At 55.3% G+C, this 16,312-nt stretch carries 17 protein-coding genes; 15 read left to right on the plus strand and 2 right to left on the minus strand.

Annotated elements, in window-relative coordinates; translation table 11 throughout:
* The 7 genes from HCR00_RS00005 to HCR00_RS00035 all read left to right on the plus strand — a co-directional run.
* A partial coding sequence (locus tag HCR00_RS00005) for an LmeA family phospholipid-binding protein (RefSeq protein ID WP_167141729.1) occupies nucleotides 1–644 on the plus strand: 644 nt, incomplete at its 5' end.
* A gap of 32 nt (nucleotides 645–676) precedes the next feature.
* Nucleotides 677–2,059, plus strand: a complete 1,383-nt coding sequence (gene lysA, locus HCR00_RS00010) for a diaminopimelate decarboxylase (RefSeq protein WP_243854466.1) — start codon at nucleotides 677–679, stop codon at nucleotides 2,057–2,059.
* A gap of 53 nt (nucleotides 2,060–2,112) precedes the next feature.
* A complete protein-coding gene (locus tag HCR00_RS00015; RefSeq protein WP_167141734.1) occupies nucleotides 2,113–3,426 on the plus strand; it encodes a homoserine dehydrogenase in 1,314 nt (437 codons plus the stop codon).
* Nucleotides 3,426–4,334, plus strand: a complete 909-nt coding sequence (thrB, locus tag HCR00_RS00020; RefSeq protein ID WP_166985522.1) for a homoserine kinase — start codon at nucleotides 3,426–3,428, stop codon at nucleotides 4,332–4,334. The genes HCR00_RS00015 and thrB overlap by 1 nt, the downstream gene beginning before the upstream one ends.
* Nucleotides 4,335–4,454: 120 nt before the next feature.
* Complete coding sequence (locus tag HCR00_RS00025) at nucleotides 4,455–6,299, plus strand: transcription termination factor Rho (RefSeq protein WP_167141737.1); 1,845 nt, start codon at nucleotides 4,455–4,457, stop codon at nucleotides 6,297–6,299.
* 19 nt (nucleotides 6,300–6,318) lie between these two features.
* Nucleotides 6,319–7,392 (plus strand): peptide chain release factor 1, encoded by a 1,074-nt coding sequence (gene prfA, locus HCR00_RS00030; protein ID WP_166985516.1) that lies wholly within the window; start codon nucleotides 6,319–6,321, stop codon nucleotides 7,390–7,392.
* 39 nt (nucleotides 7,393–7,431) lie between these two features.
* The gene (locus HCR00_RS00035; protein ID WP_167141740.1) at nucleotides 7,432–8,802 is read left to right on the plus strand and encodes an MFS transporter; all 1,371 of its coding nucleotides are present in this window, start codon (nucleotides 7,432–7,434) and stop codon (nucleotides 8,800–8,802) included.
* A 19-nt stretch (nucleotides 8,803–8,821) separates the two neighbouring features.
* On the opposite strand, the gene epsC is transcribed toward HCR00_RS00035, so the two are convergent.
* Entirely contained in the window at nucleotides 8,822–9,394 is a 573-nt protein-coding gene (gene epsC / locus HCR00_RS00040) for a serine O-acetyltransferase EpsC (protein WP_166985510.1), read from the minus strand.
* Nucleotides 9,395–9,403: 9 nt separating this feature from the next.
* Nucleotides 9,404–10,339 carry a cysteine synthase A gene (gene cysK, locus HCR00_RS00045; RefSeq protein ID WP_166985507.1) on the minus strand — a complete coding sequence of 312 codons (936 nt, stop codon included), beginning with the start codon at nucleotides 10,337–10,339 and terminating at the stop codon, nucleotides 9,404–9,406.
* 193 nt (nucleotides 10,340–10,532) lie between these two features.
* Between cysK and prmC the strand changes: the two genes are divergently transcribed.
* The 8 genes from prmC to atpH all read left to right on the plus strand — a co-directional run bounded on the left by prmC (nucleotide 10,533) and on the right by atpH (nucleotide 16,306).
* Nucleotides 10,533–11,405 (plus strand): peptide chain release factor N(5)-glutamine methyltransferase, encoded by an 873-nt coding sequence (gene prmC, locus HCR00_RS00050; protein WP_166985504.1) that lies wholly within the window; start codon nucleotides 10,533–10,535, stop codon nucleotides 11,403–11,405.
* A gap of 3 nt (nucleotides 11,406–11,408) precedes the next feature.
* Nucleotides 11,409–12,074, plus strand: coding sequence for an L-threonylcarbamoyladenylate synthase (locus HCR00_RS00055; RefSeq protein ID WP_166985501.1), 666 nt, complete (start codon nucleotides 11,409–11,411; stop codon nucleotides 12,072–12,074).
* A gap of 3 nt (nucleotides 12,075–12,077) precedes the next feature.
* Nucleotides 12,078–13,193 (plus strand): MraY family glycosyltransferase, encoded by a 1,116-nt coding sequence (locus HCR00_RS00060; protein WP_166985499.1) that lies wholly within the window; start codon nucleotides 12,078–12,080, stop codon nucleotides 13,191–13,193.
* An 18-nt stretch (nucleotides 13,194–13,211) separates the two neighbouring features.
* Entirely contained in the window at nucleotides 13,212–13,673 is a 462-nt protein-coding gene (locus HCR00_RS00065) for a Cg1360 family ATP-synthase-associated protein (protein WP_166985497.1), read from the plus strand.
* A 141-nt stretch (nucleotides 13,674–13,814) separates the two neighbouring features.
* On the plus strand, nucleotides 13,815–14,636 hold the full coding sequence (gene atpB / locus HCR00_RS00070) for a F0F1 ATP synthase subunit A (RefSeq protein WP_166985494.1): 822 nt from the start codon (nucleotides 13,815–13,817) through the stop codon (nucleotides 14,634–14,636).
* A gap of 61 nt (nucleotides 14,637–14,697) precedes the next feature.
* The gene (gene atpE / locus HCR00_RS00075) at nucleotides 14,698–14,919 is read left to right on the plus strand and encodes an ATP synthase F0 subunit C (RefSeq protein WP_166985491.1); all 222 of its coding nucleotides are present in this window, start codon (nucleotides 14,698–14,700) and stop codon (nucleotides 14,917–14,919) included.
* Nucleotides 14,920–14,960: 41 nt separating this feature from the next.
* Nucleotides 14,961–15,527 (plus strand): F0F1 ATP synthase subunit B, encoded by a 567-nt coding sequence (locus tag HCR00_RS00080; protein ID WP_166985488.1) that lies wholly within the window; start codon nucleotides 14,961–14,963, stop codon nucleotides 15,525–15,527.
* Nucleotides 15,528–15,529: 2 nt separating this feature from the next.
* Nucleotides 15,530–16,306: an ATP synthase F1 subunit delta gene (atpH, locus tag HCR00_RS00085; protein ID WP_167141743.1), complete on the plus strand. Its 777-nt coding sequence runs from the start codon at nucleotides 15,530–15,532 to the stop codon at nucleotides 16,304–16,306.
* The last annotated feature ends 6 nt before the right edge of the window (nucleotides 16,307–16,312 follow it).

Below are 16,312 nucleotides of genomic sequence, written 5' to 3' on the forward strand. Positions count from 1 at the left end.
TGCACATACCTGCGACAGTTCCTGTTGAGGTGGATCTCGATGGTTCGCTGACATGGCAGCTGCTGACCGGAAAATTTCGCAATGTGGGTCTGCAGGTGCCAAACTACACCGTTGCTGACGGTGTTACTGTCAACGTGAACGCAACCTTTGCTGGAATCGGAGTAAACCCAACTGCGAGCACGCTAGATAACGGGTGGGCGTATGTGAGTATGACTCACGAACAGTTCCGTGAAATGGCAAAAACCCTGGCCGGTGACTGGGTTGATGACGTTGAATTTCATGACAACCGCATTATCGTGCATAAGTCTTTGACCGCTTTTGGCTCAAGCGTCGATGCGAGTGTTGAGGTGCAACCCTTAGCCGGTGCGGGGCAGACTCTGCTGCTGAACCCGGTGCAGATTAGCGCCGGCGGGATCACAACAACCCCAGAACAGCTGAGCCACCTCTCTGGCGGCCTACTCGGTGAAGTCGCATCCAGCTTCATTGAGCCTTACGATATTTGCTTTATCAACTACATCCCACAGGGTTTGCAGCTGCGTCGCGTAGCTGTGACAGAGAAAGAGGTGCGGGCGAGTTTCCAAATTGATCCGGAGTTTCTCCGCGATCCGCAGAAAAGACAACCCGGCACCTGCGCTGAGCACTAATTTCAACACCAGCCACAACCATGAGGAGCACCATGAGCACCGACCTCAACGCTATCAATCAGGCGATATTCCCCAGCACCGCAGCCCGCAATGCCGAAGGTGAGTTGGAGATTGGGGGAGTGGCAGCAACCGCGCTCGCATCTGACTACGGCACTCCGCTGTTTGTGTTTGATGAGCGAGAGTTTCGTGCCCGCGCGAAGAACACCGTCACAGCGCTGCGGTCTGAGTTTCAGCGTATTGGTGCGGACGCAAAAGTCTACTACTCAAGCAAAGCATTTTTGTGTGTTGAGGTTGCACGCTGGGCGATAGAAGAGGGGCTCCACATTGATGTTGCCAGTGGCGGTGAGCTTGCTGTTGTGTTGGCGGCGGGTATCGACCCGAAGCTTATTGCCATGCAGGGCAACAACAAGTCGCGTGCAGAGCTGCGTGAAGCGATCGAAATTGGTATCGGCAGCATCGTCATTGATAGCGCGCATGAGATTGAGCGGCTGAGTGAGGAGGCTGCGAAGCTTGGCAAGACAGTGCGTGTTTTCTTGCGGGTCAACAGCGGTGTGCACGCAACAACCCACAGTTTCCTAGCAACCGCGCATGAGGATCAAAAATTTGGGGTACCGCTGACGCAGGCAGCTGAGTTGATCGAGCGTATTCGCTCTGATGCAAACATGGATCTGCGCGGTGTGCACTGCCACATTGGCTCTCAAATTCACGCGGTTGATGGATTTGTTGAATCGGCTGCCCGCATGACTGAGCTGGTTGCCGAGCTGAGCAAAACGGGCCCGGTGCCAGAGCTGAATCTCGGCGGCGGTTTTGGTATTGCCTACAATGAGGCTGAGGTAGAGAGCGCGCCAAACATTTTCGAGCTTGCCAAGCAGCTGGCAGATACAGTTGCTGTCGCCTGTGAACGCGCCGGCATTCCGGTGCCGCTCTTAAGCTTTGAGCCGGGTCGTTCAATTGCCGCCCCAGCGGGAGTCACCCTCTATGCGGTAGGAAATATTAAAACCGTTGACCTCACCGTTAGTGACAAGGCAGCTGACCCGGCAGATTTGGGTTATACCGAACGTCGCTACATCAGTATCGACGGCGGTATGAGTGACAACCTTCGCCCGGCTTTCTACAACGCCACCTACACTGCACGCCTCGCAAACCGGACAAGCAGTGCGCCACCCGCCCTGTCTCGTGTTGTTGGTAAACACTGTGAAACGGGCGATATCGTGCTGCACCGCGCGCTTTTGCAGAGTGATATTAGTGAAGGGGATCTGCTCGCGTTTGCGGCAACAGGCGCTTATGGCTGGGTGCTTGCGAGCAACTACAACTATGTGCCGCGCCCGGCAGTGGTTGCTGTGCGAGACGGTGAATCACGCTTGATAGTGCGCGGAGAAACAATTAAAGACTTGGTGGCGCGCAGCGTCTACTAAACTTTTAACATTGACTTTTACCCAAATAAACGAATCAGAAAAGAGTGAGTTTCGTGAGCGAATTGCGCAATCTTCGGGTGGCTCTGTTGGGAAGCGGATCGGTTGGTTCTCAAGTGGCGAGGTTGCTGCTTGAACACAGCGAAGAGCTCTCCGCTCGGATCGGTGCAAAGCTGGAGCTCGCCGGAATTGCCGTGCGCAACCTGGATGCTAAGCGGGATGTTGAATTGCCGCAGGAGCTTTACACAACCGACGCCGAGCGGCTGATCCTCGGCGCAGATATTGTTGTGGAGGTTATGGGCGGTATTGAGCCGGCAAGAACCCTGATCCTTACCGCACTGCAGCAGGGTTCAGATGTGATCACCGCCAATAAGGCTCTGCTTGCGGCGCACGGGGAAGAGCTGCAGGCAGCCGCTGATCGTGTTGGCGCGCAGCTGTCTTATGAGGCAGCGGTTGCGGGGGCGATTCCGATCATTCGACCGCTTTTGAACAGCCTCGCAGGCGACAATATTAAGCGTGCAATGGGGATCGTAAACGGATCAACTAACTATATTCTCGACAGCATGGATCGCTTTGGGCAGACCACAGAGGAGGCAATGCAGATTGCCAGCGACCTTGGCTATCTGGAAGCGGATCCGACCCTCGACGTCGAAGGCTATGACGCCGCACAGAAGGCAGCAATTCTGGCGCGTATTGCCTTCCACACGGAGCTGCCCGCAGACGCAGTTTATCGTGAGGGAATCACGAAGATAACCGCTGAAGATATCGCGACAGCAAAACAGAACGGGCAGACTATTAAACTGCTCGCGGTGGTTGAGCGTGTCGAGCGCGAAGACGGATCTGAGGGCGTATCAGCGCGTGTTTATCCGGCGCTAATCTCCCGTGAGCATCCGCTGGCTGCTGTGCACGGCGGAAAGAATGCGATCTTTGTCGAAGCTGAGAGCGCCGGCGAGCTAATGTTTTACGGTGCGGGAGCCGGCGGTGTGGAAACCGCCTCTGCTGTGCTGGGTGATCTGGTTTCCGCTGCGCGCCGCCATGTAGCAGGCGGGCCGGGTGTCTCGTTTAAGAGTTACGCAAATCTGCCGGTGCTTACGATCGGGGAGATTCTCACCGCATATCAGCTGCGGCTGACAGTTGCCGATCAACCTGGTGTGCTGCAACAGATCGCCGGTGTGTTTGCTGAGAATAACGTCTCGCTTGCGACGGTGCAGCAGAGCCCGAGCAAAGATACTGCAGACGCCGCAACTCTTGTTATCGGAACCTATCGTGCGCGCGAGGCGGAGCTAAAAGCAACCCTAGAAAGAATCGCTGCGCTTGATGCTGTGTTGTCTGTCGACAGCACTCTGCGTGTTGCTGAGGTCTCTGCATAATGCGCAAAGTACGGGTGCGTGTGCCCGCCACGAGCGCTAACTTAGGGCCGGGCTTTGACACATTTGGACTGGGGCTCTCATACGCTGACGAGCACACCGCTGAGGTGCTACCGGCAGGCTCTGAAACAGTTGTGCGGATCAGCGGTAACGGTGCTGGAGAGCTTCCCACCGATGCCAGCAACCTGATGGCAAAGTCGGTTGCGCATGTGTTCAAACGGGTGGGTCGGGAAGTGCCGCCGCTTGAAATTCATGCGCACAACCGGATCCCGCACGGACGCGGTATGGGATCTTCTGGCGCCGCAATTGTTGCGGGTGTGATGATGGCGAAGGGTTTGCTTGCTGGCGAGGTGGAGCTTTCGGATCAGGCTCTGTTGGATTACGCAACAGAGCTGGAAGGGCATCCTGACAATGTTGCGCCGGCTCTTATGGGCGGGTTAACTATTGCTTGGACGAGCGAGAACGGCCCGCGGGCAAAAAAACTTGCTGTGCACAGGAGTATCGCGCCGTTGGTTTTGGTGCCAGATTTTCAAGTCTCAACTAAACTTGCCCGCTCCCTGCAGCCGGACAGTGTGCCCCACGTTGACGCTGTGTTTAACGTTTCGCGCTCCTCACTGTTGGTGGCAGCGCTGACTCAAAGCCCGGATCTTTTGTTTGCCGCGACAGAAGACAAACTGCATCAAAACTATCGTGGCGAGGCTATGCCACGCACCCGAGATCTGGTTGCTGCGCTGCGTGCACAAGGGTTCCCATCGGTAGTTTCAGGTGCTGGCCCGTCAATTTTGGTGTTGAACGAAAGTTCAAGTCAGAGGCTTGAAGCGGTCGATTATGTTACTGAAAACGCGCCCGATTGGCAGCGTTTAGTGCTGGCTGTCGATATTCAAGGTGCTACAGTAGAAGAAGTTGTTTAGCAATTTGCGCAGTCGCGCGGTTAACTGGCTAACACTATTTACTACGGAATAACACGCAGTTTGGAATGTGCTCAGCTGAGCATTTGCGTGATTTACTATCCCGTCTGGAAGGACTGAAAAATGGTTGAAGAAACAACCGAGACCGAAACTCCGAAGCGTCGCAGCCGTCGCGTTTCAACACCAACTGTTGACACAGCGGCCGCAGTTGATGCTGCTACCGCAGCACCAACTGATTCTGCCGCAGTGGTTGAGGAGGCGCCGAAGAAGACTACGCGTCGTCGCACCACTAAGAAGGCTGATGCTGAAGCGCCTGCGGCTGATGCTGCTGTTGTAGCGGAGGAAGCTGCTGTGGTTGAGGAGGCGCCGAAGAAGACTACGCGTCGTCGCACCACTAAAAAGACTGCTGCTGCAAGCAGTGAAGCACCAGCTGCAGAAAACGCCGAGACAGGTGCGGCTCCGGCGCAAAAAGACGCTGACGCGTCTGAAGCAGCCGACGCGGCGGAAAAACCGAAGCGCGGTCGCCGTCGTGCAACTGCAAGCAGCACTAAAGCTAACGCAAAGCAAGAAGAGACGGCGGAAAGCGAGAAAAACGAAGATGCTGTCGAGAGCACCAACACTGTCGAGAGTGCCGCAGCTGATGCCGACAAGCACGGTGATGTAGATAAGTCGAGTGACGCTGCGAAGTTGGGTGACAGTGAGAAACCCGGTGACACAGACGGCGACAATCAAAAATCAGACCGCGAGATGCGCAATGGACGGCAGCGCACGCGGCAACGCGACCGCAAGCGTCGCAACACTGATGACAGCGAAGAGCTGACTGAATCAGACGTGCTGCTGCCGATTGCGGGGATTCTTGACGTGCTCGACAATTACGCATTCGTGCGCACCACCGGTTACCTGCCGGGCGCCACAGACGTGTATGTGTCACTGAGCCAGGTTAAGCGGCACAACCTCCGCAAGGGTGACGCAATAGTTGGTGCCATTCGGCAGCCACGTGAGGGTGAAAACGGCGGCCGTCAGAAGTACAACGCACTTATTAAAATTGATACCATCAACGGCCAGTCTGTTGAAGAGGCGGCAAGTCGCGGTGAATTCAGCAGCCTGACTCCGATATCGCCCGATCAGACCGTGGTAGCCAGTTCTGCAAACAACTCCGTTGTGTCCCGGTTATTTGACCTGTTTGCACCCCTCGCTCTCGGTCAGCGTGGGCTCATTGAAGCACAGAGCGGTACTGGAGCAACTGAAACACTGTTAGAAATTGGGAAGAGCTTCGGCGCTGCATCACCAGAAACTCACGTTATGCACGTCTTAGTGAGTGCGCGACCTGAGGAAGTAACAGAACTCAGCCGTCGTGTTGACGGCGAGCTTATCGCCGCAGCCGCAGATAGCCCGACCGACGATAAACTCACTGTTGTTGAACTCGCTCTCGAACGCGCCAAGCGACTTGTGGAGCTCGGTCACGATGTTGTGCTGCTGATTGACCGTTTGTCTGATCTTGCTATTGCACACGAGTCAGCGTTGATGATGGGCAAAAATTCAACCGCTCTTATGATCGGTGGAAACCCCACCTCACCCGGAAACCAGTTGATCCGGCAGGTGTTTGCGACCGCTCGCAACGTTGAAAACGGCGGTTCCCTGGCAATTTATGCTGCGGTGGATACGCTGAGCGCCTTCGGAATCGACCTGCCAAGTCTCGCCAACTGGCAGATCAGCCTCGATGAAGGTCGCGCACTCCTAGGTAACTTCCCAAATATTAGTGTGTCGCGCGCTAAGGTTCGCGGTGCGGCCGCTCTGCAGGGTGAAAATGTGTACCACACCGTAAAGAGCGCAATCAAAGCCGTGTCACCCGCAGAAGGGCCCGGAGATGCTTTCTTCGGAGATCCGACAGCTGACATCGAGCTCACCGATATTGTTGCAAACGCGAAGACTCTTGACGACGCCCTGATCGCGCTCGCTAAGCGTTAATTAGGTAACAGGAGAAAGCATGTTTGAACAGGTTGAAGTGCTCCTGGTAGAGCACGCTGACTTGCAGGAGCAGCTTGCCGATCCGGAGCTGCACGCAGATCAGGCGCGCGCAAAAAAGGTTAATCGCCGCTACGCTGAGCTGTCAAAGATTAAGGCCGCTTACGAAGCTTGGCAGCAGCTGGGGGACGACCTCGAAGCCGCTCGTGAGCTTGCTAAAGAAGATTCAGCCTTTGCTGATGAACTCCCAACACTCGAGGAGGGGCTGGCAGAGGCACAGGAGAGGGTGCGCCGGCTCCTCATTCCGCGTGATCCGGATGACGCTCGCGATGTGATTCTTGAAATTAAGGGTGGCGAAGGTGGCGCGGAGTCGGCACTGTTTGCGGCTGATTTGCTGCGCATGTACACCTACTACGCAGAGTCAAAGGGTTGGAAAACTGAGATTTTAGAGCGCGACGAGAGCGATCTTGGCGGTTTTAAAAATGTGCAGGTTGCAATTAAGGGCAACGCGAGCGATCCGAGCCAGGGTGTGTGGGCGCATCTGAAGTTTGAGGGCGGTGTGCATCGTGTGCAGCGTGTGCCCGTGACCGAAACCCAGGGCCGTATCCACACGTCAACAACCGGTGTGCTCGTGTTTCCAGAGGTTGATGAACCCGAAGAAATTGAGATCAACCAGAACGACTTAAAGATCGATGTTTTCCGTTCTTCAGGCCCCGGTGGGCAGTCGGTTAACACAACCGACTCTGCTGTGCGAATCACGCACCTGCCAACCGGCATAGTGGTTTCGATGCAGAATGAGAAATCACAAATTCAGAACCGTGAAGCTGCGATGCGTGTTCTCCGTGCGCGCCTGCTTGCCGTGCAGCAGGAAGAAGCTGAAGCCGCAGCAAGTGCGCACCGCAAGAGTCAGATCCGCACCATGGATCGATCTGAGCGTATTCGCACCTATAACTTCCCGGAAAACCGGATTGCAGATCACCGCACCGGCTATAAGGCATACAACCTGGATCAGGTTATGAACGGTGCGCTCGGGCCGGTAATCGACTCATGTATTCACGCAGATGAAGAGGCTCGCTTAGCGGATCTCGGAAACTAGAATTAGGAGGGGCAGTTGTCTATACGTAATAAACGCCGGATGGCAATGTTTGTGTGGGTAATCGGCCTCTTCGGCTACGTTTGTGCGGTTATTAACCGCACCTCGCTAGCATCCTTGGGTTTGGAAGCGCAGCATCATTTCGGTATTGAAGCAACTGCGCTTTCTTCGTTTGTGGTGCTGCAGCTTGTTGTCTATGCGGGGGCGCAGATTCCTGTCGGAGCGTTAATTGACCGCTTTGGATCGGCTCCCGTGATGGTCGCCGGCCTGTTTTTTATGACGGTTGGGCAGACAGTGATGGCGCTCGCCGATACCTTGGGTGGTGGGTTGATCGCGCGCGGTCTTGTTGGTGTTGGTGACGCCGGAATTTTTGTCGCACTCGTGCGGCTGATGGCGAACTGGATGCCGCCACAGCGCATGCCTGTCGTGACGCAGATGACGGGTCTTGTGGGGTTGAGCGGTCAGTTTGTTTCAGTGACTCCGCTGGCCCTGGTGGTCAGCGGATTTGGCTGGCAAACGGGGTATCTGGCGTTAGCGGCTGTCACTGCAGTGGCTGCCGCCGCATCGTTCACCCTGTTACGCGAGTTTTACGGTGGGCTAACACTGTTTGAACGAGCTGTGCTGGGTCGTCGTGTGGATACGCCCGAAACTGAGATCCTGGAAAACGCTGACGGGCGCGTGCGTGACGCTTTGGGAGATCTTACGCCAGTGACAGAGCCGATCCCGATTGTAGGGCGGCGTGGAACAGCCTGGAAAACCTTTATTGGTGTGGTGCGCAGGCCCGGGGCGCGGCTCGGATTTTGGGCGCACTTTACTCCGGCGGCTGCCTTGAATAGTTTTTTACTGCTCTGGGGAACACCGTTCTTAAGAGCAGGGCAGGGATTGAGTGCGCCTGAGGCCGGTGGAATTTTAATGACCGCCATCACAGTGGCGATGATCTCAGGGCCGTTCATCGGCATGTTTACATCTCGATATCCTAAGCTTCGAGTGCCGTATGTTTTTGTTCTTACGCTCTTGATTGCGATCGCTTGGCTGACTGTTTTGCTGCTACCGGGTGGTGCCCCGCTGTGGCTTTTGCTTCTGACCGCATTTTTTACCGGCCTTGGGGGGCCAAGCTCTCTTGTTGGTTTGGAGGTTGTGCGTTCGCACGTGCATCGCCGTCAGCTGGGCCTGGCAAGCGGATTTGTTAATGGAGGCTCGTTTATGGGTGGTCTGCTTATGATCCTGTTTATTGGGTTGCTGCTCGACTGGCAGGGCGCTGGTTCCCCTGAAACCTATAACCATGAGGCTTTTCGCAATGCGATGTTGAGCCAATTCTTGGTCTGGGGGATCGGCCTAGTTGGTATTGCGGTTGAGTTTCCGAAAGCTCGCCGCGAGATTTGTCGCCGTCGGGGTGACGGAATACATCCTTGAGATATGCTTTAAGAGCAAACTAGATCTCATAGAACCCCGGCTCATTGGGGTATTCGTATGTGGGTGCGGCAGGGGCGCCACGACGGGGGCGGACACGAGCAGGAACGCCCACCAGAGTTGAAAACTTCGGGGCATCTCGCACGACAACAGCATTCGCGCCGATCGCTGAATCTGATCCAATGGTGATATTTCCCAGCACTTTTGCGCCCGCCCCGACAACCACGCGATCACCGAGTGTTGGGTGGCGCTTACCGGGTTCGAGGCCTGTTCCGCCGAGGGTGACCTGATGGTAAAGCATTACGTCATCGCCGATAACGGAGGTCTCACCGATCACTACCCCCATACCGTGATCGATAAAGAGACGCCGCCCAATGACCGCGCCGGGGTGAATTTCTATGCCGGTTAAAAATCTGGCAAGCTGCGAGTTCAGTCGGGCGAGTGGCTTTAGGCGGTGTTGCCAGAGCCAGTGGGAGATGCGATGCGCCCACACCGCGTGGGTGCCGGGGTAGAACATGAAAACACCGAGGCTGGAACGCGCCGCAGGGTCGCGATGCTTCGCAGCCTCGATGTCTTCTTTAATTGTGCGAAACATTAAGAGTGATTAAACGTCGAGGTTTTCGTATAGCACTGTTGAGAAGTAGCGCTCACCAAAGTCTGGCACGATAACGACGATCTTTTTGCCAGCGTTCTCAGGTCGCTTTGCAACCTCAAGCGCTGCCCAGACCGCTGCACCGCCGGAAATACCGGCGAGAATGCCCTCATCGGTGCCGAGTGCGCGGCCTGTTGTGAGCGCGTCATCGAGCGCAACATCGATAACCTCGTCATAGATCTTTCGATCAAGCACCTCGGGCACAAAGTTTGCGCCGAGCCCCTGGATTTTGTGAGGGCCCGCTTTCCCCTCGGTTAAGAGCGGAGAATCCTTAGGCTCAACTGCGATTATCTGCACATTAGGATTGTGCGCTTTTAGTGCCCCGCCAGCACCGGTGATGGTGCCACCTGTTCCAATACCCGCAACAAAGATATCCACTGTGCCGTCGGTGTCATTCCAAATTTCTTCGCCGGTGGTTGCGCGGTGCACTGCCGGATTAGCCTCGTTCGCAAATTGGCGTGCCAGCACTGCTCCCTCAGTCTCAGCTGCGATCTCTTCGGCTTTTGCAACCGCACCCTTCATGCCGAGCGGGCCCTCTGTGAGCACTATCTCAGCGCCGTAAGCGCGCAGCACCTTACGGCGCTCAACACTCATTGTTTCAGGCATGGTCAAAATCACGCGGTATCCACGCGCTGCGCCGGCCATCGCGAGCGCAATACCGGTGTTGCCGCTGGTGCCTTCAACAATTGCGCCACCCGGTTTTAGTGCGCCAGACTTTTCAGCGGCGTCAATGATCGCGATGCCGATGCGATCCTTAACACTGCCTGCTGGGTTGTAGAACTCTAATTTTGCAAGCACGGTTGCCTGATCTGCGCCAGCCAGATGGTTTAGCTTTACAAGTGGGGTGTTACCGAAAGCTTCGGTAATGTTTGCAAGTTCACGAGCCACTTTGGGTCTCACTTTCTGAATAAAAATTTTTGTTAAAAGACTTTAATTTTGAAAATTTATGCGAGCGCTAAGACAACATCGCTGCGCGGTAGGAGTTTCAAACACAATTAAAAACTTTAGCAAAAGTTATTTGTCAGTTTCACTTTAGTTATGAATTGTCGGTGGATTTTCAGTTTCGGATACAGTTGGGAGGGTGATCGAAATCTCTGTCGCGCTGCGCGAAACCGCCAAAACGCTTGCAAACGCCGGTGTCGACAGTTTCCAGGCCGAGGCTGAACTGCTGCTCGCAGAGCTGCTCAACACATCGCGGGGTGGGGCGCAGGTGGCAGCGCTCACCGGGAAAACACTGGATGAGGATCAGGCGGAACAGCTTGGCATATGGGTTGCAAGACGCGCCGCCCGTGAGCCGCTGCAGCATATTCTCGGCAGCGCACCGTTCATGGACTTTGAAGTCGCGGTGGGGCCGGGCGTTTTTATCCCCCGCCCGGAAACCGAACAGGTTATCGCCGCAGCAGTGCACTTCAAGCAGATGTCAGCAGGATCCCAGCCGGTTCGGCGGGCACTCGATCTTTGTGCGGGATCGGGTGTTATCGCACTCGCGCTTGCCAGAACATACCCGCAGGCAGAAGTTCTTGCAGTAGAAAAAGAGACGGCAGCACTCCACTGGGCAAAACAAAACATAGATAGTCTCGGCGGTAACAGAGTGCATCTCATGCAGGCCGATATCTGCGAGCTGACAAGCGCTGAGCTGGGGGAGCCCTTCGACATAATTGTCTCGAACCCACCGTATGTGCCGGCAGACTGCATTCCGCAACAGGCTGAAACAGCTAAGCACGATCCCGCTAGTGCGCTGTATTCAGGATCAGACGGCCTGACACTGATCCGCAAACTTATCCCCTTAGCTGTTACAGCGGCTGCACCTGGATGCGTTATCGCAATAGAGCATACGGAAGAGCAGGGGGCAGCAGTGTGTGCGCTATTAACTGCGGCTGGTTGGCTTGACGCGCACACTGTGAACGACCTGAGTGGGCGGCCGCGCGCGAGCCTCGGTCGTTTAGAATTGTGAGTTATGGCAGAGGTTTTTGATATAAAAGACGCCACGCGCTTGCTTCCCGCTGTTCGCACAGCTCGCAACGCAATCCGGCGTGGTGAACTAATTGTGCTGCCAACAGACACCGTGTACGGCGTAGCAGCTGACGCCTTTAACCCTGGGGCGGTGCAGGATCTGCTCGCTGCTAAGGGGCGCACTCGCCAGTCACCGCCGCCCGTTTTAATCCCGAACCTGGGCACTCTGCACGCGCTCGCAGCTGAAGTTAGTGAGTCTGTTGCGAAGCTCGCAGAGGCATTTTGGCCGGGCCCGCTGACTCTGATTATGGTTGCTCAGCCCTCGCTGAGCTGGGATCTGGGGGAGACGCGCGGCACAGTTGCGCTGCGAATGCCAAATCATGAGCTGACCCTGCAGCTGCTGTCGGAAATTGGGCCGCTCGCTGTTTCTTCTGCTAATATAACCGGTGAACCGGCCGCGCAAACAGCAGCTGAGGCTGAGGCTATGCTCGGCGAAAGCATTACCGTATATCTCGAAGACGGCCTCGTCAGTGGTGACGGCACCCCCTCAACAATTCTCGATGTGACCGGTCTGCACCAAGCTAACGGCGTGATTCGCGTGCTGCGCGATGGCGCCCTGAGCAGAGAGCAAATCGAGGCAGTGCTGCCGGAAGCGACACTCATAGGGTAGCGCTTGACCTGGTTTGCTGTTGTTTTAGCGGTTGCGGCGGGAGTGAGTTTCTTGCTCTCTTTTGCTGTGCTGAAACTCGCGCATAAATTTCACCTTGTATCAGCCGTGCGCGGCCGCGACGTGCACAAGCAACCAACCCCTCGCCTCGGCGGAGTAGCGATGTATGGCGGGTTTCTTGTTGCCTTTATTTTTGCCTATTTTACTCCCGCGTTGCGCGGTGTAATCCACGAACCAAGAACCATTATCGGTCTGCTTGCGGCGGCTACAATCGTTTGTTTTGTCGGTGTGCTCGATGATCTTTTTGACCTTGACTGGATGGTGAAACTCGGTGCGCAGTTTCTTGCCGCCGGCGTGCTCGTTTGGCAGGGGGTGCAGTTTCTCTCGCTTCCGCTTGGGGACACCCTGCTGATTGGAAGCCCCGCGGTGAACATGCTCATCACAGTGTTTTTGATCGCGCTGACAATGAACGCCGTGAATTTTATTGACGGTATGGATGGGCTTGCCGCGGGTTTTGCGATTATTGCTGCCGCTTCGTTTTTTATTTATACGCGGATCCTGGCTGCTCAGACGGGAGAGAGCTCGGCGGTGAATCTGGCGAGTCTCATCGTTGCGATCCTGGCGGGTGTTTGTCTGGGGTTTCTGCCCTATAACTGGCATCAGGCAAAGATGTTTATGGGAGACACAGGCGCACTGCTGATAGGGCTGTTGCTCGCCGCAGCAACGATTACAGCGACCGGGCAGCTCAACCCTGCCGCGCTCTCACCAAAACTGGTGATCGCAAGTTACATGCCAATAATTCTGCCGATCCTGCTCATGGCGCTACCGCTGGCTGATATGACGCTCGCGGTTATTCGCAGGTTGCGCGCGGGGCAGTCGCCGTTTACCGCGGATCGGAAGCACCTGCATCACCGATTATTGGATATGGGACATTCGCCGGTGCAGGTTGTGATGATCTTCTACCTCGGCTCGGCGGTGCTAGCGGCAACAAGCTTGTTGGTGTTTACCGCTAATAGTTTGCTTGTGCCGCTCTTGGTTTTCTTGTTTGGATCGGCCCTCTGCCTTGCTGTTACCCTGGTGCCGGCACGGCGCGCGCGAGGCCTACTCAGCAGGAAGCAATAGCCGATTAATATTCGTAGTATGACTAATTCAGAGACCGAGTCTGCCACAACTCACATGCCTGCGTCACAGCCAGTTCTGATGCGCATAATTTGGGCAACACTGTTGGGGGCTCTGCTGCTGGCAATTGTTGCTGGCGCAATTGCCTACTTTACTGTTGGCGTCACAGGTCTGTGGGCGGCACTTGCTGCTGCCGCTTTGGTTGCTCTTATGATGTCGCTGTCGGCGGGCAGCATGGCGTTTGCAAACCGTTTTGTGCACACTGAGAGTTTCGTGCCCGTTTTCTTTGGCAGCGTGCTGGGCACACTGCTTGTGAAAATGATCGCATTTTTAATTGCTCTTTATTTTTTGCCAAAGCAGGAGTGGGTGCACTCAGTGACCCTATTTTTCGTGCTTGTGGTAGGTCTTTTGCTCTCGCTCGCGCTGGATATGTGGCTAATTTACAAAGCCCGTATTCCAAACGTCAGTGATGTGCAGGTTTAGTGCTAAATAAAGGTGCGCGTGACCGGTAATCTTTGGTATTATCGACGGAGGTACCCCACCACGATTGCCTTGCGGGTAATTCGGGTTGCTTTGGGTGTAATTGTTCGCTGATGCGTCTAGAACGCATTCTGAGACAGGAGAATGGCGCTGTTTACTAACGCTGTGCAACTCGTAAGCAAGGTGCTAGTCGCGGCAGATACGGAGTTCCACGCTCCGAGCCTCGAAGAGTTCTTCCCTCCAGCGGTGCTGTTTGAGGGAACACCGTTCGAGATCAACCGAATTATGTTGATCCGTTTCTTCATGACCGCTCTGGTGGTTTTGATCTTCGTGCTCGGCACCCGTAACCTCAAGCTAGTGCCAACCCGTGGCCAGTCAGTAATTGAGCTTGGTCTGGGCTTTGTGCGTGAGAACATTGCTGAAGAAATGCTCGGCAAAAAAGACGCTAAGCGCTTCCTGCCGCTTTTAACCTCAATGTTCTTTATTATTCTTGCGTTCAATATCACCGGTATCGTTCCCGGCTTTAATATTGCGGCCTCATCAGTTTTCGGTTTGCCACTCGTGCTCGCGCTGATAGCGTACGTTGCTTTCATTTACGCGGGTCTCAAAAAACACCCAGGCACTTTCTTGCGCAACTCACTGTTCCCGCCAGGGGTGCCGGTGTGGCTCTACCCGATTGTGACCCCGATCGAGCTGCTCTCGACTTTTATTATCCGCCCGATCACCCTTTCGTTGCGTCTTCTAATGAACATGATTGTGGGGCACCTCTTGCTTGTGCTGCTTTTCGGCGCAACCCACTTCCTATTCCTCGGGGCAGACGGCTGGCTGAAGGGCCTCGGTCTCGGAACCCTCGCCGGCGGCCTTGTATTTACACTTTTTGAGATACTTGTTGCTTTCTTGCAGGCATACGTCTTTACAGTTTTGACCGCGGTTTACATCCAGCTTGCGCTGGCTGAAGACCACTAATCAAATACCAACATGAGACCCAGCAAAGGCTGAGTCTCACAACCGGAAGGAAACACGAAACGTGTCAGTTCTTGCTGAAATTTCAGGCAATATTGCAACCGTAGGTTACGGTCTTGCAGCGATTGGCCCTGCTATTGGTGTGGGCATCATCGTCGGTAAGACGGTTGAGGCAATGGCACGCCAGCCAGAGATGGCCGGCCGTCTGCAGGTGACCATGTTCATTGGTGTTGCGTTTGCTGAGGCGCTTGCGTTCATCGGCATCGCAGCAGGCTTTATCTTCTAATTTGCAGATCACCATAATTTCTGGTCTCGAAAGGGACACGCATGATTAACACATTTAACGCGCTCGTCAACGCAGCACCTCGGGTTGCAGCAGGTGACGCGCCGCATCCGTTGATTCCTGCTACTTATGACATCATTTGGTCTGCAGTCTGCTTTGCAGTTGTGCTCTTCGCCTTCTGGAAGTTTGTGCTTCCAAAAATGCAGCGTCTGCTTGATGAGCGAGCAGCAGCTATTGAAGGTAACATCGCGAAGGCTGATGAGGCGCAGGCTAAAGCTGAGGCAGCCCTCCAGGAATACACAAACCAACTTGCCACCGCTCGTGCAGAGGCTGGTGAGATTCGTGAGGCTGCGCGGGTAGACGCAAACAAGATCGTGGCGCAAGCTAAAGAAGACGCGATTGCCGAACAGGCGCGTATTCAGGCTGCTGCTCAGGCACAGATTGAAGCAGAGCGCCAGAGCGCTGTTGTTTCACTGCGTCAGGAAGTTGGCACACTCGCTATCGATCTAGCTTCAGGTGTAGTTGGTGAATCACTGCAGGATGACGCTAAGGCTAATGCGTTGGTTGATCGCTTCCTGGCTGATCTCGAGAAGAGTGAGACGGTAGCTTAGCAATGGGTAGCGCATCACGCGAAGCATTAGCAAAAGTAGTAAAACTGTTAGACGGCCCGGTTGCGGAGGCCGCCGGTGCAGAGCTACTGTCTGCTGCCGAAGAACTGCGCAGCAATCAGCAACTTAGCGCAGCTCTAATCGATAACGCTGCTTCTGTTGCAGATAAGGCAACGCTGGTTAGCCGCGTTTTCGGCGGCTTTAGTGGGAGCGCCCGCAGCGTGCTCATTGAAGCAACCGGTGAGCGTTGGTCTAACGCCGCTGAGTTTGCAGCCGGTATTGAAGAGCTGGGCATTCGAGCTGTTGCTGCTACCGATCGCGACCTCAGCGATGAACTCATTGCAGTCGCTAACGTAGTCGATAGCAGCCACGATCTCGAGCTGAACCTGGGCAGCAAACTTGCAGACCCAACCGCCAAAACGGCTGCCGCAAAGCAGCTTTTTGGTAATAAAGTTTCTGCTGGTGCTTTGACCGTGGTAACCCATCTGGTGAGCAACCCAGCGGGTGGTCGTCTCAGCCCTGCTCTGCGTGAGGCAGCGCGTGTTGCTGCTGATCAGACAGGTGCCACACTGGCTACCGTTACCGCAGCGGCTCCGCTTGATGCCGAACGCCTGGAGCGTCTCGGCCGAGCCTTGACCCGTATTGCTGGTCGTCAAGTCAAGATCAGCACCATCATTGACCCGACCCTGGTTGGTGGGCTCCGCGTTCAAATTGCCGATGAAATAATCGACGGCAGCGTGAGCGCGCGACTCGACGACCTTCGACTTCAGCTGGCCGGTTAAGGCAGC

The organism is Canibacter zhoujuaniae (assembly GCF_011752005.1).
Taxonomy (GTDB): Bacteria; Actinomycetota; Actinomycetes; order Actinomycetales; family Microbacteriaceae; genus Canibacter; species Canibacter zhoujuaniae.

What these genes read in the sequence shown, in the direction of transcription:
- lysA (WP_243854466.1), top strand. Translation starts at nt 677, where the DNA reads ATGAGCACCGACCTCAACGCTATCAATCAGGCGATATTCCCCAGCACC.
- thrB (WP_166985522.1), top strand. Translation starts at nt 3,426, where the DNA reads ATGCGCAAAGTACGGGTGCGTGTGCCCGCCACGAGCGCTAACTTAGGG.
- HCR00_RS00025 (WP_167141737.1), top strand. Translation starts at nt 4,455, where the DNA reads ATGGTTGAAGAAACAACCGAGACCGAAACTCCGAAGCGTCGCAGCCGT.
- prfA (WP_166985516.1), top strand. Translation starts at nt 6,319, where the DNA reads ATGTTTGAACAGGTTGAAGTGCTCCTGGTAGAGCACGCTGACTTGCAG.
- HCR00_RS00035 (WP_167141740.1), top strand. Translation starts at nt 7,432, where the DNA reads ATGGCAATGTTTGTGTGGGTAATCGGCCTCTTCGGCTACGTTTGTGCG.
- epsC (WP_166985510.1), bottom strand. Translation starts at nt 9,394, where the DNA reads ATGTTTCGCACAATTAAAGAAGACATCGAGGCTGCGAAGCATCGCGAC.
- HCR00_RS00055 (WP_166985501.1), top strand. Translation starts at nt 11,409, where the DNA reads ATGGCAGAGGTTTTTGATATAAAAGACGCCACGCGCTTGCTTCCCGCT.
- HCR00_RS00065 (WP_166985497.1), top strand. Translation starts at nt 13,212, where the DNA reads ATGACTAATTCAGAGACCGAGTCTGCCACAACTCACATGCCTGCGTCA.
- atpB (WP_166985494.1), top strand. Translation starts at nt 13,815, where the DNA reads ATGGCGCTGTTTACTAACGCTGTGCAACTCGTAAGCAAGGTGCTAGTC.
- HCR00_RS00080 (WP_166985488.1), top strand. Translation starts at nt 14,961, where the DNA reads ATGATTAACACATTTAACGCGCTCGTCAACGCAGCACCTCGGGTTGCA.
- atpH (WP_167141743.1), top strand. Translation starts at nt 15,530, where the DNA reads ATGGGTAGCGCATCACGCGAAGCATTAGCAAAAGTAGTAAAACTGTTA.